Consider the following 1,758-nt stretch of genomic DNA (forward strand, 5'->3'; position numbering starts at 1 on the left):
TTCGAAATTGCTGCACCGCAACATAGCTTGCCATTCTCGGGGCAAGTAGGCAACCTCGTAGTTTCGGAAAGCGGATTTTTTTGGGAACGGCGCCAGCGCTGACGCTTTTGTCGGATCATTCTGTTGCGGCATTCGTTGCCGGCATCAGGAAGCGCATCGGCGGCACCTGCTGCTTTGCAGCAATGCCGGCGCGGCGGAGCAGGGCGTCCAGCTTGTCGGCCGCCACGCCGCGAACGATCGGGATCAGATTGGACTGGCTGGCCAAGGCATAGGCGGCAGCCGATGCCAGGCCGCGCTCCGCCTTCACGTCAAGGAAATTGCGCAGCCGGTATTTGTCGCGCACATGGCGCTCGTGGCGCCGCAACGCAGCCTTCGAGCCCTCCGGCAGGTTGCCCAGCGCCAGCAAGGCCAGGTCGGCATCGGCAAGCCGCTTCAGATCCTGCGTCCTGTGGCGGCCGCTCAGCGAATCGGCGCGAACGATCGCACCATAGCCGCAGGACTTGATGATCTTGAAACGCGCGCCGCGGGCGACCGCGCGCGCATAGAGCTCGTAGTCCTCACCGAGCCGCAGGTTTTCATCGTAGCTCAGCCCGTGACGTTCGAGGAACGCCCGGCTGATCACCGGCTTGAGGAAGCCCAGTTCGCCGCGCAGCACGCGGCGACGGGAAATGTTGCCTTCGATGAAACGCTCGAAGTCGAGGAATTGTGGTTCTGGCGCGAAGGAGGGAGCCGCGACCTTGGTGGGGTCGGTCGCGGCATCGTCCCTGATCAGCATGATGTTGTCCGCCGCGAAATCCCAGTCGGGGCTGGCAAACAGCGGGCGGAAACGCCCCTCGAGGAAGAAATCGTCGGCGTCGAGGATGCTGATGAAAGGCGAAACGGAAGCCTTGATCGCGGCGTTGCGCGCAAAGGACGGACCATGGTTGACGTCGAGACGCATCACCTTGAGCCGGCCGCTGCCATCATCGGCGGCGCGCGCCACATTCTGTGTGTCGTCGGTGGAGGCGTCGTCGACCACGACGACTTCCGCCACCTCCGGCTCGCGCAGAGCCGAAGCGATGGCGACCGGTATGGTCCGCGCCGCGTTGCGGGCGGCGATGATGACGCAGACCCTTGGGGTCGTCACGGCCATGATTCACCTTTCGATTGCGTGAGTGACAGCCCGCCTATGAATGCAAAACCGATCTTCATGCGTTGCCCCGCACCGGCGCGGCCGCGGCCGGCCGCTCGAAGATCCGCCGGCTGAGATCGGCGGAAGCCGCCCAGCCGGCCTCAGTCAGATAGCGCACCGGCTCGCGACCGCAGAGCTCCCACAGCACCGTCCGCCGCTGCGGCCAGCGCAACGAGGACAGCCAGGGCGCGATCACCATGTGGAAGAGGTCGGCATTGTCGATGCGCGCCAGGATCCGGGTGGCGCGGTCCGAAAGCAGCGTGCCGGTACCGCCAAGCAGAACATCGGCCGCGCGCAAAGCAAGCAGCAGCGTGTCGGCGAGGCCCTGCTCAGCGGCATGGTCGAGCAGTTTCTGCTGCTCGGCTTCGTTCAGCCGGCCGGCCGCGGCTCTGACGTCGCAGACATAGCCGGCGCAGGGCTCGCGGTTGAAGAAGGCTTTGGCGACGCTGATGCAGGACAAGAGCAACGTGTCGGACGCCGATATCAGGGGCATGGAGGCGCCCGCAACCTTGACCTCGCGCTTGCGGCGCAGGAAGCCGTCGATGTCGCGCGGGCTCGGCGAGCCCGGCTGCTGCAGCCGATAATGG

2 protein-coding genes are annotated in these 1,758 nt (G+C 65.5%); both read right to left on the reverse strand.

Annotated elements, in window-relative coordinates; translation table 11 throughout:
• Positions 1–115 precede the first annotated feature (115 nt).
• Positions 116–1,132 (reverse strand): glycosyltransferase, encoded by a 1,017-nt coding sequence (locus tag EOA79_RS31850; protein ID WP_095824329.1) that lies wholly within the window; start codon positions 1,130–1,132, stop codon positions 116–118.
• Between the two features lie 55 nt (positions 1,133–1,187).
• The coding region (locus EOA79_RS31855) for a nucleotidyltransferase family protein (protein ID WP_164894063.1) at positions 1,188–1,758 on the reverse strand (571 nt) is incomplete at its 5' end.

It is taken from the genome of Mesorhizobium sp. M1A.F.Ca.IN.020.03.2.1 (genome assembly GCF_004023205.1).
Lineage (GTDB): Bacteria > Pseudomonadota > Alphaproteobacteria > Rhizobiales > Rhizobiaceae > Mesorhizobium.